This window comes from Geopsychrobacter electrodiphilus DSM 16401 (assembly GCF_000384395.1).
Taxonomy (GTDB): Bacteria; Desulfobacterota; Desulfuromonadia; order Desulfuromonadales; family Geopsychrobacteraceae; genus Geopsychrobacter; species Geopsychrobacter electrodiphilus.
The window spans coordinates 1,868,112-1,890,573 of record NZ_ARWE01000001.1 but is presented as its reverse complement, the minus strand read 5'-3'; the positions used below and the strand labels follow the sequence as shown (position 1 = coordinate 1,890,573).

The window sequence follows — 22,462 nt, the reverse complement described above, 5'->3', positions numbered from 1 at the left end:
GTATCCATGGTCAAGTTATAAAAGGGGGCGATCTTTTTGGCAAGAGTTGTGCGATGAGAAGATGATCCTCATCGGTCGCCAATCCGGTTGTATTTGGATCTAATTACAGCTAAATTGGAGCAAATTAAATGCTCGATATCGCGGAGATTTTCATTGAATAACGTCTTTATTGTCACACCCAGTTATCTGATCAAGAAGAAGCGCGACTTTACCCGTGGCGTCAAACAGCTCACCCTGCTCGGGCTAAATGTCCTCAACCCGGAATTTCCCGAGCGGCTCCCCTCCCCTCAAGAGAAGGCCGAGCAAATCCATGCTGCCTTTGCAGATCCCGGTGTCGATATGATCCTTGCCTTGCGCGGCGGGTACAGTGCAATGAAAGCACTGCCGTTCATCGATTTCGACCTCATCAAAAGACACCCCAAAATCATCGCCGGCTTCAGCGACCTGAGCGCCCTGCTTAATCCGATCTTCGAGCGCGCCGGACTGGTGACCCTGCATGCCCCGATGTTGATCAACCTGGACCGGCCAACCGCCTTCACGCTGAAGTCGCTGACCAACGCCGTCAAAGGCTATCCGGAAAAAAATCTACTCAAAGGGGCCCGTCTCAAGGTCTACCATCCCGGTTCTGCCACAGGAATTCTCAAGGGGGGCAATCTGATCACCCTGACCGCCCTGCTCAAGACCGACTGGGAGATTGAGACCCAAGGTTCCATCCTGTTTTTCGAAGATGTTGATGAAAAACTGCACCAGGTCGATCGCTACCTGACCCAGTGGCTTCTGGCCGGGAAATTCAAAGGGATCAAAGCGCTGATTCTCGGCGATTTCCGCGGGATCAGAAGCCAAAAGGTCTATGAGATTCTGGCCTCACAAATGATGCTCGACTTCCCGGTGGTGCATTGCCCCAACATCGGCCATGTCACCGACAAACTCACCCTGCCGATCGGCGCTGAGGTTGAACTGAATACGGAGCGCAAGCAGCTTTTGATCAAAAACATGACGTTCCCCGGGGACGACAAATGAACGTCCTGTGGCTGATCATGCTCTGCGTCAGTATCGTTTTTGCGATCTTCACCGGCCATCTCGAGGCGTTTACCACGTCTATCTTCGACGGCGCCAAAGCTGCGGTGGAGGTCTCGCTTTATCTCTTAGGCATCGTCTCGGTCTGGATGGGAATCACCAGAATCCTCGAAGACTCCGGCCTGATCTACCGCATCGCGCACCTTTTCAAACCGCTCATCTGCCGCTTGTTCAAGAACATCCCCGACGATCACCCCTCGATCACCGCCATCACCCTGAATGTTCTGGCCAACCTGTTCGGACTCGGCAACGCCGCCACCCCGCTGGGGATTCAGGCGATGCAGGATCTCGATGAGCTCAATCAGGACAAGGGGACCATTACCCCCGAGATGATGACCTTCATCGTCATCAACACCGCCAGCATCCAGCTGATCCCATTTTCGGTAATCGGCATCCTCGCTACCTACGGCAACCACAATCCGGCCGCCGTCGTCTTTCCGGTGCTGATCGCTACGGCGATTTCGACCATGACGGCGCTGCTGGTCCTCGCTGCCTTCAGGAGGATCTTCAGATGATCAAGTCGATTGAATACATCTCGCTGCTGATAATCCCGCTATTTATTCTGTTTACTGTGCTGTACGGAACGCTCAAAAAAGTCCGGGTCTACGACTCCTTTGTCGCCGGAGCCAAAGAGGGGCCGGCGATTATTCTCAAAATTTTCCCCTATCTGTTAACCATCTTCGTGGCGATTAAGGGTTTCCAGGCCTCAGGTGCTTTTGATTATCTCAGGGATGCCTTTTACGGCGTATTTTCCTTCCTGCATATCCCCATCGAAGCCGTCTCCATGGCGATCATCAAGCCACTCTCCGGTAGCGCTTCGACCGCACTGTTCGTGGACATCGTCAAAACCACCGGGCCCGACTCCATGGCCACCCATATGTCCGCCATCATCATGGGCAGCGCCGAGACCACCTTTTACGTGCTGGCCGTTTACCTGGGCGCCGTCAGCATCAAGAAAACCCGTTATCTGGTGCCGGTCTGTCTTATATCCGATTTTATCGGCATCCTTGTGGCAGTTATGGTGACCAGGTGGTTTTTCTGACATTGCAGAATCATGCAAAAATCAGGGTATTTGAGAGGCAGAGTTATGTGCAGGGTTCTGGGGATCACCCATTTTGATTATGTAAAACATGAGCAGATCGTCGCCCGTTTCTGCGAGCTCGCGCGCAGCGGCCAGGTCATGGCCGAAGACCCGCCCGGACATGAGGATGGCTGGGGATTAGCCTTCTACCAGAACGGGAAACTGGTCGTCCATAAAAGCGGGGTCAACCTGCTCAAAGAGACCGACAAGGTCATCGGCATCCTCAGTACCGCCCGGACCTCACCCCTGATGATCCTGCACCTGCGAAAATCAGCCTGGACCGACACCTCCAACATCCGACACGCCCACCCTTTTTATCTCGGCAACAGCGTATTTTTTCACAACGGCGTGGTCTACGACTATCAGGGGCTGATTCCCGACATAAGTCTGCCGGGACTCGGTGCAGACGCCCGCGATACGGAAGTGTTCTTTTATCACGTCATGAGTGGCAAGGCGCGGGAGCTGGGTCAGGATTTTCTTGATACGGCGACGGTTATCCAGCAAAGGCATAAATTTTCGGCCCTGAATTGCCTCTTCAGTGATGGCGTAAAATTATTCGCCTATCGTGATTTCACCAAAGAACCGGACTACTACTCGCTCTACAAAGCCTATGCTGAAGACTCCTGTTTTATCTCGTCTGAGCCCCTGGATGAGAGGTTGCAGTGGGCGATGATGGCGAAAGAAGAATTTTTGTCGATTGAGCTGGGAGGCAGGGTTTGATTAGCCGAAAATATGTATCGGTTGATGTCAGAATTTCGCAGGTATCGCGGTTCAAATTTGGCCCTTCAGATAACGACCATCAGCAAATAGCACTCAGTGTTTTTTCTGAAATCTACAGATCTGCTTCATCAGGGTTGGGACTCGCCGATTCCGAATCGGGTCGATACCGATAAACGATCTCTGCGTCAAGCAGGCGCCTGAATGATCTGATTTTCTTGCGGTGATCAGACAGGTTGAAAAATATCACCGAAAAGACTTCCCAGATAGATACCCAGGCGCCAATGACCAGCCCCTGCACAAGCAAATCGGTGTGGTCGAGTCCAGAGAAAAAATTCTCCAGCATCGAGGCCGCAATCAGCAGGAGAGCGCCGATACACAGGTACTTGATAATCTTGGAATAATAATATCGATAGCGATTCTTTTCGCGCCGGATCTGATAGGTGAAGAAATTATGAAATCCTTGGGTGGCGCGTTCTTCTCTGGTCGCATCATAGACATTAGCGGGCAGGTTTATGGCGATCGCCACCGGATAGCGCACCGGGATTTCATCGCTGCAATCCACCAGATATTTGAACAGATTCCCGTCCAGATCCCGATTATGCTGGGGAGAAAAATCCCACTCACTGTAGAGCTCGCGATAGTAATCCAGATCTATGTCGATATTATAGCGGCCGCTGTCAGCGTCATAACGATAGACTTTCAGCGGATCAAATCTTGACGTACTCATCTCATTGAAGTCTCCGGTGGTGTCAACAAGGTCTGGCCATAAGCCCCAGGATAATGGCTGCCGAAAAGATGAGCACCACAAACGCCCCGAAGTCAAGCCTGGCCGCGCAACTGCGCGGTGGCAGGCAGCAGTGCGAGTTCTGCGCAGCATTCGTTGACATACCCATTGATGATCAACGACTCCCGCAAGACAAAATCCCCGTGTCGCAGCGCGGGGACGGCATTTCCTGACGGGTCAATGATAACGAGATGAGCTTGTTGAAAAAACGCGCCGACCGTGGCGGCGTCAGTATCTCGCAATTGCTGCGTAACTGTGATGCTCCTTGTGAATTAAGTATGATGTCCCCGGAACTTCGCGCTTACAATCCCGCCTGCCGGTCAGCCGAAACGATAGACCCGCTTGCCGGCGCGATAGAGCTCCACCGGTCCGTCTTCAGAGACCTTGACCACATGGCCGAAGTGTGAAGCCGCGCTGGCGGCGGTGGTGCGGCCTCCGCCGGTGATTAGCCCCTTAACCTGCGAGGTATCGACGATCACCCCGGTGTCGAGCAGCTCCCCCTTGCGATTAATCACTGTCATCCCGTCCGAGGAGAGGATACGGCTCAACTCGCCGGTGCGTTTCAGGGTGCCCAGCTTGCGGCCGCGCACGTGTTCGATCAGCGCGCGGCTCAAAGAACCACGACCGCCGACCGAGCCCTTGCGCAAGGCCTCCAGATCGGTCCCCTCAGCAGCGATCAGCACCACCGTACCGTGGCGCGACTTCGACAGGGAGTAGATCGAGCCGATCAGGGAATGGACCGAGCGCTTGTCTAAATGGCCGGCGAAAAATTCGCGGAAGATATCAGGATCGTAGACCCCCCAAACCCCCTTGCGCCAGACCAGCAGTCGGCCACCATCGAGGACGACCTCGACCTCCGAGACCTCGTTGACAAAAATCGCAAAGGCCGCCTCCCCTGCCTTGCCGAGCAGGGTCTGGGTATCGCGCCAGGCCAGCTGTTCGATCGACTTGCGTGGGCGCGGCGAACCGGTCTGAATAGTCCCTTTGACGTTCATGCGGATATCACACACAAACAGGGCCCGTAGCCCGTCGACGAAACGGTAGGTCAGCGGGTTACGAAAAAAATCGGCGCTGATGCGCTGCCGCGCCTTACCCAGGTCGAACCAGTTGTAGTGAGAGGTCTTGAGCGAATCGACAAAATCGTCGAGCTGCGAGCGATAGACCAGGAAACCGGTCGACGCCGGGGTCCCCTCATAGCGCTGATATGAGAGGTTTTTCAGCAGCTGAATCAGACTCTCCACCGGCCAGAACACCCCTTTGCGATCCCCGCGCAGGTAGCGTGCTACGGCAATATCGGTGAGTGAAGTCAATAAGGCGGTGCGAAAATGCGCCGCATAGCCCTGTGCCGAAAAGCCACCGTACAGCCCTTCGAAGGCCGCCAGCAGCTCCTGAATGAAACTGATCTCGGTGGTGGTGAAGGCCAGTTCGTCGCGGTTAGCCTTAAACAGATAGGCGACCTTGTCGAACACTAAACGGACCAGGATCTCACGGCGGTCTCGCGCTTCAGGCAACTCGTCCGGCTTCTCGAGTTCGACCAGAGAGACTCCAGCCCCGCCGAGGAAGGCGCTGACACTGTTTTCGATGGCATTAAAGGCTGTTTTCGGCATGGGCTTATGATGCCTTACTGTTGCAGGGGGTTCAAGCTTCTTCAACGCTTCTCTTCATATATCGCGTTCAAGTTTGCAACATGGCAGGCTTGACCGCTATACTTCAGTAGTCTGAACGATCAGCAGAGCGTTCGGGTATATTCGCAGTGAAAAGGTAACATCTTCCCCACCATTGAAATGGCGATCGAATGATAAAACCCCAACGCAGACTGATCATCATCTTTTGTGTTCTGGGTGTGTTGATATGTACGCAGGCGTTAGCCAAGTGGAATCCATCCAATATCTCTTCGCCAAAGCTGCCAGAGGCCCCACAACAATTGAAGCTTCCGTCAGCCCCATTAAACATCGGGCTACAGGCACCGACTTCCAGTCCGCCAATCCCGGGCGTGCGGATCATTACGACAGCCCCGTTAACACTGGTGGGGGCTCAATCCGCACCGCACATCATTAAAACCAGGGCATTGCGCCTGGTTGGGCCGCTAGTCCCGCCATCCACCTTACACTCCGGGCTCCAGATGCAAATCGACCCATCACAGTCTGTAGGTGTGTCGGGTACCATAACGACAAACCCGCTAACGTTGGTTGGTGCTCAATCCGCACCACACATTATTAAAACAATGGCATTGCGCCTGGTTGGTGCTCAATCCACACCGCATATCATTAAAACAGGGCCATTACTCTTAAACGGCCGGCGATGACCTGTTAATGTGCAGAAGTAGTCACCGGATCAAACTGCAGTAAAAAAGGGGTAAACGATGAAAACAATACTGAAAATAACAGGGGAAATTTTTGTTTTTACCGGGCTGTTGCTGTTCGCCAGTCAAATGCCAGCGTTGGCCAATTCCACCCAGATTATATTTAAAGTGCCGGTCAGCATCACAGGGTTTGAAACAAGTTCATTCCCTTCCCGCATCACTGTTGATTGTTATGTGAGCCGGAAGTTGTCTGAAAGTTCAATTCGTCTGCTTGGAACATCCAAAAGAGAGGTGTCGGTAAATTCTCGGAGTCCGCAGCGCCTGGTTCAGGTTAATGTAGAAGCCCGTAAAGGACAGGAATTCAGACGGGGTGATGTCTGGCAATGTGTAGCCACGACCCCCGGCATTGAACCCCTGAGTTCAACGGTCAAAGCCGAAGGTGTCTTGTAATGCCAGTATTTCCCGGGGGTTTCCTGCGAATCTCCGCAAGTCAAATCGTGTCACCACGCCCAGTCATTAAACTCAGAGGGTCATGATTGGTCCCCCCAGCATCCTTTCTTCAGGGGTTACCATAACCCCTTTGCCAACCTCAGAGAGCTCCGTTTTTGGCTCGTTTGCAGCCTTCTAGGGCAGTGAGGTCTCGTAGGGTGCGGTTTGTCGGCCGTCAGGGTTGCCGACCTGAAAAACGATCCGCATAGCCTGGTTGAAGGCGGGATATCTATTATAGATCAGGCTATGACAATCCTGATAAATAACGTTTTCCGCCTGTTCTCTGGATGTGCCCCCGTTGGGTGAGGTTCTTCTGCCCTGCACCGGGATAAAGCGCTGCCGCGGGGGGTAATCTGAAAAACCGCCAGGATACTCTTTGACCAGCAGCACTGAATTATGGGAGAAATTTTTGCCGCGAATGATGACCTGATAATAATTCACGAAATTTTCCCCTTCACTGATGCTTTCGATTTCAGGCCGCCCGTTGAACTCAAGGGTGTACGGCAGCGATCGTTTCCCATCGGGATTCACCAACTGCACGCCATAGCTCCCGGCTGGCAGAGTCGGGGGGGTAAAACTATAAGACAGATCTTCCTCCCGGGCAGCAGGGATCACTGCTCCGTTCAGAAGCAATTGCGCTCCTTTTTGGATATTTTCTCCGTGCAGGCTGACGCGCTGCTGTTCCGGTGTCGCACATTCGTCCAGGCTGGCTGGAGTTAAAGAGGTGATGCTGGGGGGCGGAAACTCGATACGCAAGCTGTAGGTCTGCTGCGATGCCTGCCCTGCGTCGCGCAGAAATAAGGAATATTCACCGACAGGAAGCTGGGGGGTAATAAAAATCAACTGACGAGGGTTAATGAGGTCGGGGTGAATCTGTTGATTTCCCAGCTCGACCATCACCTTTGAAGTGAACGGGCCGCCAATGATCGTGACCGGAGTCCCGACAAAGGCAACCGCGGGATAGATCGAGGTGATCTCGACCCCGAAAGCCGTGAGCGGCAGCAAAAACAAACTCACTATCAACGCAAGAACAGCTCTTTTCATCTGATCTCCTCGACTGTCAAGTACCCGGCTAACGCTGAGGCACCGGCCATTACTCCTTCTCCACCGAATAGACTCCAAGCATAGCATTTCAGCAAGACAATGGCCGGGATTGGCGATGATCTCCCTGCTTTTCGCGCCTTACCGTTTTAATTGTGGAGCGAAGCATGCTTCAGTGTAAAGAGTGGCTCTCCCTTTTTACCTGATCGATGAAAAGGTCGCGCGAGCCACTGGGGTCTACCATCGAATTTAGTAGTTGGTAGACCGCGCAGATTCCCCAGATCTGAATCAAACCCGGCTCGCTGCGTCTAGCTACCACCTGAAACGCAAACCTGAGGCAAGGGCTATTGTGAACCACGATATTTCGGGGTAGAGTGTAACAAGTGCGAAATTAAAGTCGCTAGGAGTCGTTGATGAAGAAGAATATCTTTGTCCTTGCCCTTGATGATTTTACCAATGCTCTCTTCGGCACAATTCGCCAGGCCGACAGTTACCGCTACCACTCTCTGCTCCCCCCACGAAAAATCATCGCGGCCGCAAACTATTCGATGCCAGAACTGCTGGCCACAGCATCTCGTCAGCTGGAGCGTTTCGAAGGTCGGGTCGACGCCATCGTCTCATACTGGGATTTTCCGACCACCCTGATGTTGCCGACCCTGCGGCGGGCAGCCGGACTGCCAACGACCTCCCTTGAAAGCATCTTACGCTGCGAACACAAGCTCTGGAGCCGCGCTATCCAGCGCGAAGTAGTGCCTGAGATGATTCCCCGGGTTTCCGCCTTCGACCCCTTCGCCGCTGATCCACTCTCCCGGATTGATCTCGATTTCCCCTTCTGGATCAAACCGGTTAAAGCCCATTCATCGATCCTCGGTTTCCGCATCGAGTGTCCCGCTGATTTCCATGCGGCGACCCCCCTGATCAGGCAGCGCATCGGACGCTTTTCCGATCCGTTTAATTACCTCTTCCAGCGCGCCGAGGTTCCTGGGGAAATCGCTGCAGTTGACGGCAACCATTGCCTGGCCGAGGAGATCATAACCGCGCAACATCAATGCACCCTGGAAGGCTATGTCTTTCACGGTGAACCGCGGGTTTTCGGCGTGATCGACTCGCTACGCGAAACAAATCGCTCGAGTTTCAGCCGTTACCATTACCCCTCGCGACTGCCGCAAGAGGTCCAGCAGCGCATGATCGAAGTCACATTGCAGGTCATGCGTCGCACCGGTCTCAACAACGAACCGTTCAACATCGAATTCTTCCACGATCCGCAAACTGGGCGCATCTCCCTGCTCGAAATCAATCCACGCATCTCCAAATCGCATTGCCCGCTTTTTCATCTGGTTGAAGGAGCCTCACAGCAGGAGGTTATGCTGGAAGTAGCACTCGGAATTCAGCCCAACTATCCACGCGGAGCAGGCGCTTACCCGATGGCGACCAAGTTCATGGTGCGACGTTATGCAGGTGATGCCTGGGTAAGACGCGTGCCGCGGGCCGTTGAGATCGCAGCTATGCAGCAGGAAATCGATGGAGTCCTGGTCATGGTCTGGGTCAAAGAGGGTGACCGGCTCTCGGAGTTCACCGATTCAGACAGCTACAGCTTCGAGTACGCCAATATCTTCATCGGTGGAAAAAGCGAAGAGGAACTTCTTTCCAAGCAGCAGCGCTGCCTGGAGATGCTGCCCTTCGAATTCGAGCCACTTACCGCGCAGGCGATATAAATGCAATACATTGACTCCTTCCCCTGCCAGGTCAAGACGATCGAGAACCTATGGATCCCGATGGCCGACGGCGTCCGCTTGGCGGGTCGACTCTGGCTGCCGCAGGGGGCCGAGCAGAATCCGGTTCCGGCTATCCTCGAATACATCCCTTACCGCAAGCGCGACTTCACCCGCCTGCGCGACACCGGACTGCATCACTACCAGGCGGGGCACGGCTACGCGGCGCTGCGGGTTGATCTACGCGGCAGCGGCGATTCCGAGGGGCTGTTGCAGGGCGAATACCTGGAGCAGGAACTGGCCGACGGTGAGCAGATCCTGCGCTGGCTGGCTGAGCAACCCTGGTGCAACGGCAAGGTCGGCATCATCGGCATCTCCTGGGGAGGGTTCAATGGCCTGCAGCTCGCGGCCAGGCAACCGCCGGAGCTGAAGGCGGTTGTCAGTGTCGCCTCGACCGACGACCGTTATGCCGATGACGTGCACTACATGGGGGGCTGCCTGCTCGGCGACAACCTCTCCTGGGCCGGTGTCATGTTTGCCTACAATTCGATGCCGCCTGACCCGCAGATCGTCGGCGACGCCTGGCGCGATATGTGGTTCGAGCGGCTCAAGCAGACTGACCTCTGGCTCGACACCTGGATGCGCCATCAGCAGCGCGACGCTTACTGGCAGCACGGCTCGATTTGTGAGGATTTCAGTGCGCTTAAGACCCCGGTGATGACGGTCAGCGGCTGGGCCGACGGCTATACCAATGCGGTCTTCCGCATGCTTGAGCACCTCGACTGTCCGCGTCTTGGCTTGGTCGGCCCCTGGAGTCACCGTTATCCGCACGACGGCATCCCCGGCCCCGCGATCGGCTTCCTGCAGGAGGTGGTGCGCTGGTGGGATTACTGGCTGAAAGACCAACCGAACGGGATCATGGATGAACCGATGCTGCGGGCCTACATGCTCGACAGCGTGCCGCCGACCACCAGCTACAAGACCCGTCCGGGTCGCTGGGTGACAGAGTCCAGTTGGCCCTCGCCAAACATTCAATCGAAATCCTTTACCCTCGGCTGGCGCGGTATCGTCCCCGGCTTCGGACACGCCCCTGAAGTGATCGAAACTATCCGCTCACCCTTAAGCGTCGGGCTTTTTGCCGGCAAGTGGTGTTCCTACAGTGCCGCGCCGGATCTTCCCCACGACCAACGTCAGGAGGACGGAGGCGCCTTGACCTTCGATAGCGAAGTCCTGTTGGAGACCATGGAGATCCTCGGCCAGCCGCTGGTCGAGCTGGTCCTTTCCGCCGATCAGCCGGTAGCCATGGTGGCGGTTCGACTGTCGGATATCGCAGCCGACGACAAAGCGACCCGGGTCACCTACGGCATGCTTAACCTGACCCATCGTGACAGTCACGAGCAGCCGGCGCCGCTCGAGGTGGGACGTCAGTACCGGGTTCAGATCAAGCTCAACAATATCGCCCAGACTTTCCCGGCCGGGCACCGTTTCCGCATCTCGGTGTCGACCTCATACTGGCCGTTGGCCTGGTCACCCCCCCGCCCGGTTTGTCTTGCGGTTTTGACCGGTGCCAGTCGAGTAATCCTGCCGGTGCGTGTTGCCAACCCCACCGCTGAGAAGCTGTGCACCTTCGACGAGCCGCAGGCGGCTCAGCAACCACGGACAGAACAACTAGGCCTGACCGAACGAAACTGGCGCGTGATCCGCGACCTGGAGAATGATGTTTCGACCCTCGAGGTGTTCAAGGACGAAGGGGTGGTGTGCATCAAGGAGATCGATCTGGAAATGGAAAAGTGCGTACGCGAATGGTACAGCTTTCAGGGTGATGATTTCGACTCGGTACGCGGCGAAGTACTCAGCGAGCGCGGCGTGCGCCGTGGCGACTGGTACGTCAAGACAGTGACCCGCACCGTCCTGCAATCCGATGCCGAAAATTTTTACCTGCGGGCCGACCTCGACGCCTATGAGGCTGGTTTCCGCGTCTACTGCCAGAGCTGGGACAGAACCATCCCGCGCAGGAATCTTTGAGCGAGCGATTCAGCCCAAGGATCACTCCACCCAGGTTGGCGGTGTTTTTCCGGCAGCAACCCGAGCTCAGCTCCACTCAGGGCATACAAGTCACCAGCAAAAATACCATTCCGGCCCGTCACATTAAATGGTTCCGTCACATATGATGAGCCAACCCGACCCTATTTGATTCCCACACTGCCTTTTTATCTTTAATTTCATCCATAAAAATAAGCCACTTAGGTTCTGTCCAACCCCTGGCACCTCATCTGGCACGGACCTTGTAAAAAGGGTAAATATAAAAGTCCTGTGAACCAAATTACCAACGTTGATCCAATTCACGCCAAAAAGAGCTCGCTATGAATCAGATGATGACCTATGTAACCGGAGGAATGAGTGCCGGGATGAAACTGCCGAATGTTTGAGATAGACTATTTTCATGCCCGTTGGGCGATACGGAGTACCTCTTCAAAGGAGACTGTCCATGAAACTGAAAGTTATGCGTAACCTCAAGATTGCTCTGCTTTGCCTTTCTGCGGCGTTTTTATTGACGGCCTGCGGCGGCGGCAACAGTTCAGGGACCAGCCATGGGACCCTGTCAACCGCCCTCACCGACAGCACCACCGATGAATTTCAGGCGGTCTACGTCACCATCACCAGCGTCGAGGTCCACCACGACGGAGACGACACCTGGGAGACGGTAGCCACTCCCGACAAGACCTATAATTTGCTGGACCTCGTAAATGGCGTCAGCACGCCCCTCGGTGTCTCCTCACTGGCGACCGGGCACTATACGCAGATGCGCCTGATTATCGGGAACACACCGGAAATCGGCATAAACATGTTCGGCATGCAGCATCCGTATGCCAACTACGCCATCGACCAGACCGGCGCGGTTCATGACATGAAGGTCCCCAGCGGTTCGAACAGCGGACTGAAAATCGTCAATGGTTTTGACATCAACGAAAATCAGACCACCGAACTGCTCCTCGATTTCGACGCCATGCGCTCCGTGGTCAAGGCTGGGTCGAGCGGACAATACCTGCTCAAACCGACGATTAAGGTTCTTAATTCGGCCTACTATGCATCAGCGTTTGGAACGATAACCGACGCAGGCAACGCCCTGCAAAGCGGTGCCCTGGTGACCGCTCAGGTCACGGCCCCTGCGGCCCTCGATGCTAAAGATCAGGTGGTGATCGATGCGGGAACACTGACCGACGATAACGGTGAATACGCCCTGCGTCTTGAAGCTGGGGACTACAACCTGGTGACATCCCAAACCGGTTATCTCCCGGCCTGCACCGCCGTCACCTTGCAGGCAGGCAACCCAATCATGGTCGACTTCACTCTCACTGCGCCGACTACGCCGTCGGGGAACATTTCCGGAACCCTGACTATTGCCAATGCCAGCGCAGATCAATACGCCACTATCGATTTCCGCCAGACGATCACCTGCGTCGATGAGTTAACGGCGACGACAATCAGCGTAAAATCTGTCAATATCGGCAATGGCGGTGCGTATACGCTGGACCTGCCGGCAGGAGATTACCAGGTTGTAACCTCAACCCTCAACGGTGTTACCCAGACGGCCGATGTGACCATTACCTCAGCTGGAGCCATGGTACTCAACATCTCAATTTAGCAGCAATACGGCAACAGAACGACACAGGGCGACCCCACCGGGCCGCCTTGTGTCGTTCCGATCGTTTATCACCCTCTCCGATTATTTTGATTATCCGCACCAGATACTTATCCATCAGACCCAATACTCAGCCTGTCATGCCCTCAATGTTCCCCGGCGTCTTTGACTTGCAGCTCGACCCGGGATAAATTTATATATCATTTCCCGGGTAATATTCCCTGGATGATGGATCATAAACTAACCATTGTCGTGTGACCGAAGGGGCTCCTTATGCCTTTCAATCCCGTTATTATCCTGGCCAAAGGGGACAAACCGGAGTGGTACAAAGCCACCGCGCCGTATCTCCAGCGCGATATCCGTTTGGCCTTGCGGCAACTTTTCACCACCCTCATCCCCTACCTGCTTCTGCTGGCGCTGATGGTCCTGAGCATCCGCCAGGGTTACTCCTACGCCATCACTTTTGGCCTGGGCGTCGTCGCGGCGGGCTTGTTGATCCGAATTTTTATCTTATTCCATGATTGTACCCATGGCTCTCTGCTCCCTTCGCCCCGCTGGAACCGGAACCTGGGTTACCTTTGCGGCATCCTGACCTTCACGGCGTTTCACGACTGGCGGCGCAGTCACGCCGGACACCACATCACCGCCGGAGATCTGGACCGGCGCGGCATCGGAGACATTGATACCATGACCATGGAGGAGTACCTGGCGGCGTCCCCGCGACAGAGACTAGGCTACCGACTGTACCGGCATCCGCTTATTTTGCTTGGGGTCGGCCCACTCTATTACTTCCTGCTGCGCAACCGTTATCCGTCGCCGGAGGCGAAAAAAATGGATGTTATCAGTGTGATTGTCACCAACCTCGCGCTCGCAACCATCATCCTGATCGCCAGCCTGACCATCGGGTTCCGCACCTATCTGCTGGTCCAGTTACCGGTGCTGATGATAGCGGCGATGCTCGGCGTCTGGCTGTTTTATGTCCAGCATCAGTTCGAAGGGGTCTACTGGGCACGGCATGACCAATGGGATCCCTGGCAGGTCGTCATGTCGGGAGCTTCGTATTATCAACTGCCGAAGTTACTGCAGTGGATCACGGGCAACATCGGTTTTCATCATGTCCATCACATGCGACCCGGTATTCCGAACTACCGCCTGCAGGAGTGCCACGAAGGGATTCCGGAGCTGCAAACCGTCAAACCGCTCAGCCTGCGGCAGAGCCTCAAATCCCTGCAACTGAACCTGTATGATGAAGATCAGCGGAAACTGGTCAGTTTCCGGGCATTGAAAAATCGGTAGAATCCGCGGCAGCCAGAAGCAGCTGAATACCAGGCTAATTTTTTCAAGCGATAAGGAGTTGTCATGCAAAGCTACGACAAGCTGTATATCGACGGTCGCTGGGTCGCTCCAGCCTCGAGGGAGACAATCGAGGTTATCAGCGCCTCGACCGAGCAGGTGATCGGGAGTATCCCCGCTGGGACCAGCACCGATATGGCCGTCGCCGTCGCGGCAGCGCGCGGTGCCTTCGCCGACTGGGCGGCGACCCCGGTTGCTGACCGCGTCCTCTGGCTGAAAAAGCTTTCCCAGGCGCTGGCGGAACGGTCCGAGGAGATCGCCCTGACCATTTGTGCGGAGGTCGGCATGCCGTTGAAGCTCTGTCGGCGTATCCAGGTCGGACTGCCGACGGCGGTCCTGCAGAGCACCGCTGATTTGCTCGGTGACTACCCCTTTGAAGAAGAGGTCGGCAATTCGCTGGTGATCCGCGAGCCGGTCGGGGTGGTCGGCTGTATCACACCCTGGAACTACCCGCTGCACCAGATCGTCGCCAAGCTGGCTCCGGCGCTGGCGGCCGGGTGCACGCTGGTGCTCAAGCCGAGCGAAATCGCGCCGCTCAACGCCTTTATGCTGGCCGAGGTCATCGACGCGGTCGGGCTGCCGGCCGGGGTCTTCAACCTGGTCAGCGGCTACGGGGTGCCGGTCGGTGAAGCTCTGGCATCCCACCCGCAGGTCGACATGCTCTCCTTCACCGGCTCGACCCGCGCCGGTAAACGGGTGGCTGAACTGGCGGCGCAGACGGTCAAGCGTGTCGCCCTTGAACTGGGCGGAAAGTCGGCCGCGCTGGTCCTTGACGACGCCGACCTGCCGACCGCAGTCAAGGCCACGATCAACGGCTGCTTCCTCAACTCGGGCCAGACCTGCAGCGCCCTGACCCGCATGCTGGTGCCGGTAGAGCGTTACGAAGAAGCTGCGCAGCTGGCGGTGGAGGTCGCACGCAGTTTCAGCGTCGGTGACCCCTTTGCCGGCGAAGCCAAACTCGGCCCTCTCATCTCTGCGACGCAGCGCGAGCGGGTTCGCGGATATATCCGCAAGGGGATCGCTGAAGGCGCCGAACTGCTGCTCGGCGGCGCGGAACCTCCCGCTGGTCTCGATCACGGCTATTACGTGCAGCCGACCCTGTTCGGCCGGGTCGATCCGCAGGCGACCATCGCCCGCGAGGAGATCTTCGGCCCGGTGTTGTCGATCATCACCTATCGCGACGAGGAAGAGGCGATCCGTATCGCCAACGACTCAGACTACGGGCTGGCCGGCGCGGTCTGGTCCGCCGATCAACCGCGCGCCCTGCGCGTCGCGCGGCGCATCCGCACCGGCCAGGTCGATATCAACGGTGGCCGTTTTAACCTGCTCGCCCCCTTTGGCGGTTTCAAACAGTCGGGCTACGGGCGCGAGTTCGGGCGTTTCGGTCTGGAGGAGTTTCTCACGTTCAAGGCGCTGCAGATCTGACCTCAACCCTGAAATTTTGCCGTATTACACCTGGGCCTTGCGCTTAGCTGTCAACCTGATCATCTCTTCTATAAACGGGAGGCATTCTTTCCACAATGAATCGCCTCCCGTCTGCCCTCCCCCATTCCATTGGGGAATTTACCAGTATATTAACCAAGCTTGCCCCTGTGTACTGTCCGACCAACCTGACGACCCGGGATACTGTGGTACCCTTGACAGACAAGAGAGAAACTTCTTTCACTCTGGAGTCACTAGATCGGAGTTTGCCATGAAGGATCAACGCACACAGTACGTTGAAAAGCTCTCGGCACAGATGGTCGAATGGGATGTTCATATCGAACGGCTCAAGGATCAGGCGTCAAAAGCTACTGCCGAGGCTAAGAATGAATATTCCAAAGCCGCAGCAACCTTGCAGCTGAAGCGGGATCAGGCGGCGGAAAAGCTGCGGGGAATAGCGATGGCCAGTGAGGATGACTGGGAAGATATGAAGGTCGGAGCGGAACAGATCTGGAGCGAGGTCAAGGGATTCGTGAAAACGCTTACCGGAAAAACCGGCTGAACCGTTCAGCCTTCTAGATATCAATAATCTGGGGCAATCGTGGCACTCGACGAATCCGTTACAGCCACTGGTTGCTCCGGGGCGCCCTGACCCTGTTGAGTAAAGCATGAAGATATTCGAAATTACCGCCATGTTGATGGTGCTGACGGCGCTGTTCAGCTTTATAAACTATCGCGTGCTGCGTATGCCGACCACGATTGGCGTGATGTTTATCGCCCTGGTGGTTTCGCTGGGGATTATTTGCCTGGGCTGGATCGGCATCGATATCGGACAGTCCGAAATTGCCCGAATTTTGCACGCGATCGACTTCAATCAGGCGCTGCTGCATGGCATGTTGTCGTTCCTGCTTTTCGCCGGAGCGCTGCAGATCAGGTTTAAGGACCTGACCCGCCAGAAGTGGACTATCACCATCCTGTCTACCGCTGGGGTCCTTGCCTCAACGTTCATTGTCGGTGGGTTGACCTGGCTGGTGCTGGGTTGGCTCTCAATCCCCGCTTCGTTCATTTACTGCCTGCTCTTCGGGGCCTTGATTTCACCCACCGATCCGGTGGCGGTCATCGGCATTCTCAAGACCGCCGGCGTTCCCAAAAACCTTGAGACCAAGATCGCCGGGGAGGCCCTCTTCAATGACGGCATCGGCGTGGTGGTTTTTTTGATCATCCTGGAGCTGGCGCTAGGGGGGCACGAAATCACCCTGGACACGGTGGCACTGCTATTTTTGAAGGAAGCGGTGGGCGGAGCCGCGCTGGGGTTGGTGATCGGCCTGCTGGCCTACCAGATGCTCAAAAGGGTCAACAACTACCAGGTGGAGGTGATCATCACCCTGGCGCTGGTTATGGGCGGCTATGCCCTGGCGGACCGGATTCACACCTCCGGCCCCATCGCCATTGTGGTGGCCGGTCTATTGATTGGCAACCACGGGCGCACATTCGCCATGTCAGACACGACCAGGGAACACCTCGACGACTTCTGGGAGCTGGTAGATGAAATTCTCAACGCCCTGCTCTTCATGCTGATCGGACTGGAAATGTTGATCATGCCCTTTACCGCAGCTTTGTTCGTAGCCGGTCTGCTGGCGATCCTGATTTCCCTGTTTTCCCGTTGGGCGAGCGTTGGCGGCGCTGTCTTACTCATGAGGAGATTCGGATCGTTCAGCAAGGGGACAATCAGAATTCTCACCTGGGGCGGATTGCGCGGGGGGATTTCGGTGGCACTGGCCCTGTCACTGCCTGCGGTGCCGGAGAGACCCACGATAGTGATCATGACCTATATGGTCGTGGTCTTCTCCATCGGTATCCAGGGGATGACCCTTGGGCGACTGGTTGAAAAAATATATCCGGAGGATCCGGGCCATGCTAACGAGGTCAAACCGTGAAACAAACGACTGCAGGCATAAGAATAACCAAACCAGCTTCGGACAGACGAGGAGTGAATGATCGTGGAAACAGCCTGCCACGTTTTGCTTCTCACAACTGAAAAGGAACATACGCGTGAAAGCAGACACGACTACTAAAACGACCAAGACGTTGACACCGGAACTGTTGCACAAGATTGACGCCTACTGGCGCGCCGCCAATTATCTGTCGGTCGGCCAGATTTATCTACTCGCCAACCCGCTGCTCAAGCGACCGCTGTTGCTGGCGGATGTGAAACACATGCTGCTGGGACACTGGGGCACCACTCCCGGTCAGAACTTCATCTACGCGCACCTGAACCGGGTCATCAACAAATACGATCTCGACATGATTTACGTCTCCGGGCCCGGGCACGGCGGTCCGGCCGTGATCGCCAATACCTATCTCGAAGGGACCTACAGCGAGATCTATCCCGAGATCAGCCAGGACGAGGCGGGTCTTCAGAGGCTCTTCAAGCAGTTCTCGTTCCCCGGCGGCATTCCCAGCCACGCTTCGCCGGAATGTCCGGGCTCGATCCACGAAGGGGGCGAGCTCGGCTATTCGCTCAGCCACTCCTTCGGCGCGGTGTTCGATAATCCCGAGCTGGTCGTCGCCTGCGTTATCGGCGATGGTGAAGCTGAAACCGGGCCGCTAGCTACCGCCTGGCATTCCAACAAGTTCCTGAACCCGGTCAGCGACGGCGCGGTATTACCGATCCTGCATCTCAACGGCTACAAAATTGCCAATCCGACAATTTTCGCGCGCATCGAGCCGCAAGAGTTGGATCAGTTCTTCCGCGGCTGTGGTTGGACGCCGTATTACGTCGAAGGGGACGACCCGGAGCTCATGCACGAGGCCATGGCGGCGACACTCGACAAGGCGGTGGAAGAGATCCAGCGCATCCAGCACGCCGCCCGCGTCAGCGGCAATACCATGCGTCCTCGCTGGCCGCTGATCGTGCTCAAATCGCCCAAGGGCTGGACCGCCAAAGGTGGTCGATGGCCTGCAGATCGAAGGCACCTTCCGTGCCCACCAGGTGCCGCTCTCCGCCCCGGCCAGCCATCCCGAACATCTTACACTCCTGGAAGAGTGGCTCAAGAGTTACCGGCCGGAGGAGCTCTTCGACGCGCGTGGTCGGTTAAAGTTAGAGCTGGCCGAACTCGCGCCCAAGGGCGAACGGCGCATGGGCGCGAATCCCCAGGCGAATGGCGGTCTGCTGCTGCGGGATCTGGTCATGCCGGATTTTCGCGACTATGCAGTGAATGTCCCGTCACCCGGGGCCGTGACGGCGGCCGACACCCACGAACTCGGCGTGTTCCTCCGTGATCTGGCCAAGCTCAATCGGGAGCAACGTAATTTTAGAATCTTCGGCCCCGACGAAACGCTTTCTAATCGCTTGAACGCCGTTTTCGAGGTCACCAACCGGCAGTGGGAGGCACGCACGCAAGACAACGACGAATTCCTCGCCCTGGATGGTCGGGTCATGGAGATGCTCAGCGAGCATCAGTGCCAAGGCTGGCTCGAAGGTTACCTGCTCACCGGCCGGCACGGACTCTTCAACTGCTACGAGGCCTTTATCCACATCGTCGATTCGATGTTCAACCAGCACGCCAAGTGGCTGAAGGTCACGGCGGAGCTGCCATGGCGGCGGAAAATCGCCTCGCTGAATTATCTGCTGGCCTCCCACGTCTGGCAACAGATGCACAACGGCTTCACCCATCAAGATCCCGGCTTCATCGACCATGTTATGAACAAGAAGGCTTCCGTCGTAAGGGTTTACCTGCCGCCGGATGCCAATTGCCTGCTCTCGGTCTGGGACCATTGCCAGCGCAGCCGTCACTACGTCAACGTCGTGATCGCCGGCAAGTATCAAGCGCCGCAGTGGCTGACGATGGACGCCGCCGTCAAGCACTGCACCGCGGGCATCGGGATCTGGCAGTGGGCCAGCAACGATCAGGGGGGCGCGCCAGACCTGGTCATGGCCTGTTGCGGCGATGTGCCGACGCTGGAAGCCCTTGCCGCCGTCTCTATCATGCGCGAGCATCTGCCTGACCTGAAAATCCGGGTGGTCAACGTCGTTGACCTGATGAAACTGCAACCGCAAAGCGAACACCCACACGGCTTGAGCGACGTAGAGTTCGATGCACTCTTTACCAAGGACAAACCGGTGATCTTCGCCTTCCACGCCTACCCCTGGTTGATCCATCGACTGACCTATCGCCGCACCAACCATCACAACATCCACGTCCGCGGCTACAAGGAAGAAGGCACCATCACCACGCCGTTCGACATGACAGTATTAAACGACCTGGATCGTTTTCACCTGGTGATGGACAGCATCGACCGCCTGCCGCAGACCGGCGATCAGGGGCTCGCCCTGAAGCAGCAACTCAAGGACAAGCTGGTCGAACACAAGCTTTACATTGGCAAAAACGGCGAGGACCTGCCGGAGATTCGAAACTGGAGGTGGGGCGATGCCGACGCAGAAAAAACGGCATGAAACTCATGCGGTAAGGAATGGAATAACCATGAAAGACAAGATGAAAGCAGCAGTGGTTGTACCGTTCGGAAAACCTTTGGAAATTCAGGAATGGGACGTTCCGACTCCCGGACCGGGCCAAATCCTGGTCAAGACTGAGGCATTCGGCGTATGTCACACGGATCTCCATGCCTGGCATGGCGACTGGCCGGTGAAACCGACCCCTCCGTTCATCTCTGGCCATGAGGGTATCGGATCGGTCGTCGCCATGGGAGCGGGCGTGACGATCGTGAAGATCGGCGATCGTGTCGGGGGGCCTTGGCTCTACTCAGCCTGTGGTCATTGCGAGTATTGCTTGTCGGCCCGCGTCAGGACATGGCCGAATCGCGCGCCTTCGCGGCCGAAGGGAAAGTCAAAGCCGATATCGAGCTGCAACCGTTTTCGGCGATCAACCAGGTCTTGGAACGACTTGAACAGGTCAATGTGGCGTCACGCGTGGTTCTCGACTTCACAAAGTCCTGATGTGACGGCAAGGAATCCAGCCTTTCTAATTCAACACAATGAAGAAAACGGCGGGAAGATTCTCGCCCTTCACGTCAGCGGAAAACTGGTCAAGGCGGAAACAAACGCAGAGCCAGAAGCCAGCGCCAAGGCACCAACGGATTTGACTCCAGGGCTTGTCATCCGAGTTCACGCGCTCTACGGGGAACTTGGGCGCAAAAACGTTAAAGCAGTTGAAGACATGAAAAAGGCAGACCGCGACAAGCGGTCAGATGCGGCAAAAACCGATACCAAACCTGAAGACAAGGCTAAACTTGAGGAGGAAGCGTAATCATGATTCCGCACTGGCTCCACCTCGTCTCCATTTTCGCGCTGATGCTCGGCTTCGCCGCCGCCGGGGTGATCATGATTGACGAGATGCGACATCCGCAACACATGTGGATTATGAACATCGTCTGGCCGGTCGTGGCATTGTTCTGAACGGTGCTGACGGCCTGGGCCTATTTCCGTTATGGACGGCGCGCAACCATGGAGGCGGCCATGAACGCGAAAAGCGAAGCGCACGAACCGTCGGACAAGAGCGCGACGCCATTTCCCGTGATGGTCGGCAAGGCCACGCTCCATTGCGGCAGCGGCTGCACACTCGGCGATATTTGCGCCGAGTGGCTGGCCTTTACCTTCCCCGCAATCGCCGTGTGGTTTGGTTGGCACTGGCTTTTCAGCGAGAAGATCTTCGCCGTCTGGGTGCTCGACTTTATCGTCGCCTTCGTGATTGGCGTTGCGTTTCAATATTTCACGATCGTGCCGATGCGCCATTTGAAGATGACGGCGGGAGTCAAGGCGGCGTTAAAGGCTGATACGCTATCGCTGACGGCTTGGCAGATCGGAATGTATGGCTTCATGGCCTTCGCGAGCCTTTATTATTTCCCGCAAGTATTCGGCGTCAGACTTGAAGTTGATAGCGTTGAGTTCTGGCTCATGATGCAGATTGCGATGCTGTGCGGCTTTATCACCAGCTATCCGGTCAACTGGTGGCTGCTCCGCTCTGGCGTCAAAGAGATGATGTGAGGTTCATGAGCAGTTCGGTGTTCGTGTGCATCCGGAAAAAACTTCGCCGTCAGGGTTGCCGGAAGGGTTAATCGCCAAGCAGCCCATTTGGGAGGAGCGGTATCGTTCCATCGTGGACTTCGAAGCGCATCTCCACCGCAACGGCACCCGGATCATCAAATTTTTTCTCCTCCAGTCGAAGGACGAACAACGAAAACGGTTTCAAACGCGCATCGATGATGCCTGACAGTAATTGGAAGTTTAACCTCGTTGACGTGCGGTCGAAAAGGATGGAAAAGTGAAACACATGAAAAACTTTTTGATTCTGACGTCAACTAGGAAAGCGCGAAATGCCACTGGCGGAGCGCTCGGTGCCCTCTTCATCGTCGCCACCGTATTGGGCGGATCTCTTGCTCATGGAGCTCCGGTTGAAAAGATGAAGCCGAGCGTTCTTGCGGCTGAAGTCGGGAAAGACGAGACGCCCTCTCTTCCGCCCGAGCAACTCTACGGCACTTGGACAGCAAAAGACGTGGACGCAAAAATGGGCGAGGTCAAAATTCGGCTCACCTTCCGCCGAGAAAAAAAAGTAAGTGTCCTGGCGTGGTCCGATATTCCGTTTGTCGGGCAGGTCCGAAATCTCCAAGGGCCATATTCAGTAGATGGCGATAAGATTAAATCGAAGGCGATACGGGATGGAAAAAAGGCGACGTTTTCCTTTGAAAGCGACCAGTTGGTTCTGCGTTTCAAAAGCGGCAAAGTCGTACGCTTCGACCGGGAATAGAGGTCGGCTCGAACCCAGAGATTGAATAAGGTCGAACCGATGCGAAAGTTATTGCGCAAAGTTAAGCAGTAAAC

The 22,462-nt window shown here is 56.1% G+C and carries 17 protein-coding genes and 3 pseudogenes; 17 read left to right on the top strand and 3 right to left on the bottom strand.

Translation table 11 applies throughout. From position 1 onward, the window contains the following. Positions 1–153: 153 nt before the first annotated feature. From D888_RS0108960 to D888_RS0108945, 4 genes are read left to right on the top strand one after another with little or no spacing between them, the layout of a single operon-like run. The gene (locus D888_RS0108960; protein ID WP_020676216.1) at positions 154–1,020 is read left to right on the top strand and encodes an LD-carboxypeptidase; all 867 of its coding nucleotides are present in this window, start codon (positions 154–156) and stop codon (positions 1,018–1,020) included. Next, positions 1,017–1,592: a nucleoside recognition domain-containing protein gene (locus D888_RS0108955; RefSeq protein ID WP_020676215.1), complete on the top strand. Its 576-nt coding sequence runs from the start codon at positions 1,017–1,019 to the stop codon at positions 1,590–1,592. Before D888_RS0108960 ends, D888_RS0108955 begins: the two co-directional genes overlap by 4 nt. After that, positions 1,589–2,119, top strand: coding sequence for a spore maturation protein (locus D888_RS0108950; RefSeq protein ID WP_020676214.1), 531 nt, complete (start codon positions 1,589–1,591; stop codon positions 2,117–2,119). Before D888_RS0108955 ends, D888_RS0108950 begins: the two co-directional genes overlap by 4 nt. A gap of 45 nt (positions 2,120–2,164) precedes the next feature. Continuing rightward, complete coding sequence (locus D888_RS0108945) at positions 2,165–2,878, top strand: class II glutamine amidotransferase (protein WP_020676213.1); 714 nt, start codon at positions 2,165–2,167, stop codon at positions 2,876–2,878. A 112-nt stretch (positions 2,879–2,990) separates the two neighbouring features. Here D888_RS0108945 and D888_RS0108940 read toward each other — a convergent pair whose 3' ends face one another. Together D888_RS0108940 and D888_RS0108930 are read right to left on the bottom strand one after the other, a co-directional pair. Further along, positions 2,991–3,605, bottom strand: coding sequence for a hypothetical protein (locus D888_RS0108940; protein ID WP_020676212.1), 615 nt, complete (start codon positions 3,603–3,605; stop codon positions 2,991–2,993). 377 nt (positions 3,606–3,982) lie between these two features. Beyond that, positions 3,983–5,269, bottom strand: a complete 1,287-nt coding sequence (locus D888_RS0108930; RefSeq protein WP_020676210.1) for a hypothetical protein — start codon at positions 5,267–5,269, stop codon at positions 3,983–3,985. Positions 5,270–6,024: 755 nt separating this feature from the next. On the opposite strand from D888_RS0108930, the gene D888_RS0108925 reads away from it, so the two are divergent. Continuing rightward, positions 6,025–6,414 (top strand): hypothetical protein, encoded by a 390-nt coding sequence (locus D888_RS0108925; RefSeq protein WP_020676209.1) that lies wholly within the window; start codon positions 6,025–6,027, stop codon positions 6,412–6,414. A gap of 174 nt (positions 6,415–6,588) precedes the next feature. Here the strand turns inward: D888_RS0108925 and D888_RS0108920 are convergent, their stop codons facing one another. Continuing rightward, a complete protein-coding gene (locus tag D888_RS0108920) occupies positions 6,589–7,497 on the bottom strand; it encodes an IPT/TIG domain-containing protein (RefSeq protein WP_020676208.1) in 909 nt (302 codons plus the stop codon). A 410-nt stretch (positions 7,498–7,907) separates the two neighbouring features. Between D888_RS0108920 and D888_RS0108915 the strand changes: the two genes are divergently transcribed. The 12 genes and pseudogenes from D888_RS0108915 (at position 7,908) to D888_RS0108860 (ending at position 22,388) form a co-directional block, all read left to right on the top strand. Further along, the gene (locus D888_RS0108915; RefSeq protein ID WP_020676207.1) at positions 7,908–9,209 is read left to right on the top strand and encodes an ATP-grasp domain-containing protein; all 1,302 of its coding nucleotides are present in this window, start codon (positions 7,908–7,910) and stop codon (positions 9,207–9,209) included. Further along, complete coding sequence (locus D888_RS0108910; protein ID WP_020676206.1) at positions 9,210–11,231, top strand: CocE/NonD family hydrolase; 2,022 nt, start codon at positions 9,210–9,212, stop codon at positions 11,229–11,231. It begins immediately after the preceding gene. A 463-nt stretch (positions 11,232–11,694) separates the two neighbouring features. Continuing rightward, the gene (locus tag D888_RS0108905; protein WP_020676205.1) at positions 11,695–12,852 is read left to right on the top strand and encodes a DUF4382 domain-containing protein; all 1,158 of its coding nucleotides are present in this window, start codon (positions 11,695–11,697) and stop codon (positions 12,850–12,852) included. 270 nt (positions 12,853–13,122) lie between these two features. Further along, the gene (locus D888_RS0108900; protein WP_020676204.1) at positions 13,123–14,145 is read left to right on the top strand and encodes a fatty acid desaturase; all 1,023 of its coding nucleotides are present in this window, start codon (positions 13,123–13,125) and stop codon (positions 14,143–14,145) included. A 63-nt stretch (positions 14,146–14,208) separates the two neighbouring features. After that, a complete protein-coding gene (locus D888_RS0108895; RefSeq protein ID WP_020676203.1) occupies positions 14,209–15,627 on the top strand; it encodes an aldehyde dehydrogenase family protein in 1,419 nt (472 codons plus the stop codon). A gap of 268 nt (positions 15,628–15,895) precedes the next feature. After that, positions 15,896–16,186, top strand: coding sequence for a sll1863 family stress response protein (locus D888_RS0108890; protein ID WP_020676202.1), 291 nt, complete (start codon positions 15,896–15,898; stop codon positions 16,184–16,186). Between the two features lie 106 nt (positions 16,187–16,292). After that, positions 16,293–17,561, top strand: a complete 1,269-nt coding sequence (locus D888_RS0108885) for a cation:proton antiporter (RefSeq protein ID WP_020676201.1) — start codon at positions 16,293–16,295, stop codon at positions 17,559–17,561. A gap of 115 nt (positions 17,562–17,676) precedes the next feature. Next, positions 17,677–20,080 (top strand): annotated as a pseudogene (locus D888_RS24870) (phosphoketolase family protein). A gap of 28 nt (positions 20,081–20,108) precedes the next feature. Continuing rightward, a pseudogene (locus D888_RS24865) lies at positions 20,109–20,423 on the top strand (alcohol dehydrogenase catalytic domain-containing protein); the annotation flags it as partial. Positions 20,424–20,893: 470 nt separating this feature from the next. Beyond that, a pseudogene (locus tag D888_RS22650) lies at positions 20,894–21,628 on the top strand (DUF4396 domain-containing protein). 25 nt (positions 21,629–21,653) lie between these two features. Then, positions 21,654–21,854 (top strand): polyphosphate kinase 2 family protein, encoded by a 201-nt coding sequence (locus tag D888_RS0108865; RefSeq protein WP_020676198.1) that lies wholly within the window; start codon positions 21,654–21,656, stop codon positions 21,852–21,854. 51 nt (positions 21,855–21,905) lie between these two features. After that, the gene (locus D888_RS0108860; protein ID WP_020676197.1) at positions 21,906–22,388 is read left to right on the top strand and encodes an META domain-containing protein; all 483 of its coding nucleotides are present in this window, start codon (positions 21,906–21,908) and stop codon (positions 22,386–22,388) included. Positions 22,389–22,462 lie beyond the last annotated feature (74 nt).

Excerpts from the sequence above, each read along its gene's own strand:
- D888_RS0108945 (WP_020676213.1), top strand. The coding sequence starts at position 2,165 with ATGTGCAGGGTTCTGGGGATCACCCATTTTGATTATGTAAAACATGAG.
- D888_RS0108955 (WP_020676215.1), top strand. The coding sequence starts at position 1,017 with ATGAACGTCCTGTGGCTGATCATGCTCTGCGTCAGTATCGTTTTTGCG.
- D888_RS0108925 (WP_020676209.1), top strand. The coding sequence starts at position 6,025 with ATGAAAACAATACTGAAAATAACAGGGGAAATTTTTGTTTTTACCGGG.
- D888_RS0108950 (WP_020676214.1), top strand. The coding sequence starts at position 1,589 with ATGATCAAGTCGATTGAATACATCTCGCTGCTGATAATCCCGCTATTT.
- D888_RS0108915 (WP_020676207.1), top strand. The coding sequence starts at position 7,908 with ATGAAGAAGAATATCTTTGTCCTTGCCCTTGATGATTTTACCAATGCT.
- D888_RS0108890 (WP_020676202.1), top strand. The coding sequence starts at position 15,896 with ATGAAGGATCAACGCACACAGTACGTTGAAAAGCTCTCGGCACAGATG.
- D888_RS0108905 (WP_020676205.1), top strand. The coding sequence starts at position 11,695 with ATGAAACTGAAAGTTATGCGTAACCTCAAGATTGCTCTGCTTTGCCTT.
- D888_RS0108930 (WP_020676210.1), bottom strand. The coding sequence starts at position 5,269 with ATGCCGAAAACAGCCTTTAATGCCATCGAAAACAGTGTCAGCGCCTTC.
- D888_RS0108900 (WP_020676204.1), top strand. The coding sequence starts at position 13,123 with ATGCCTTTCAATCCCGTTATTATCCTGGCCAAAGGGGACAAACCGGAG.
- D888_RS0108895 (WP_020676203.1), top strand. The coding sequence starts at position 14,209 with ATGCAAAGCTACGACAAGCTGTATATCGACGGTCGCTGGGTCGCTCCA.
- D888_RS0108885 (WP_020676201.1), top strand. The coding sequence starts at position 16,293 with ATGAAGATATTCGAAATTACCGCCATGTTGATGGTGCTGACGGCGCTG.
- D888_RS0108910 (WP_020676206.1), top strand. The coding sequence starts at position 9,210 with ATGCAATACATTGACTCCTTCCCCTGCCAGGTCAAGACGATCGAGAAC.
- D888_RS0108940 (WP_020676212.1), bottom strand. The coding sequence starts at position 3,605 with ATGAGTACGTCAAGATTTGATCCGCTGAAAGTCTATCGTTATGACGCT.
- D888_RS0108920 (WP_020676208.1), bottom strand. The coding sequence starts at position 7,497 with ATGAAAAGAGCTGTTCTTGCGTTGATAGTGAGTTTGTTTTTGCTGCCG.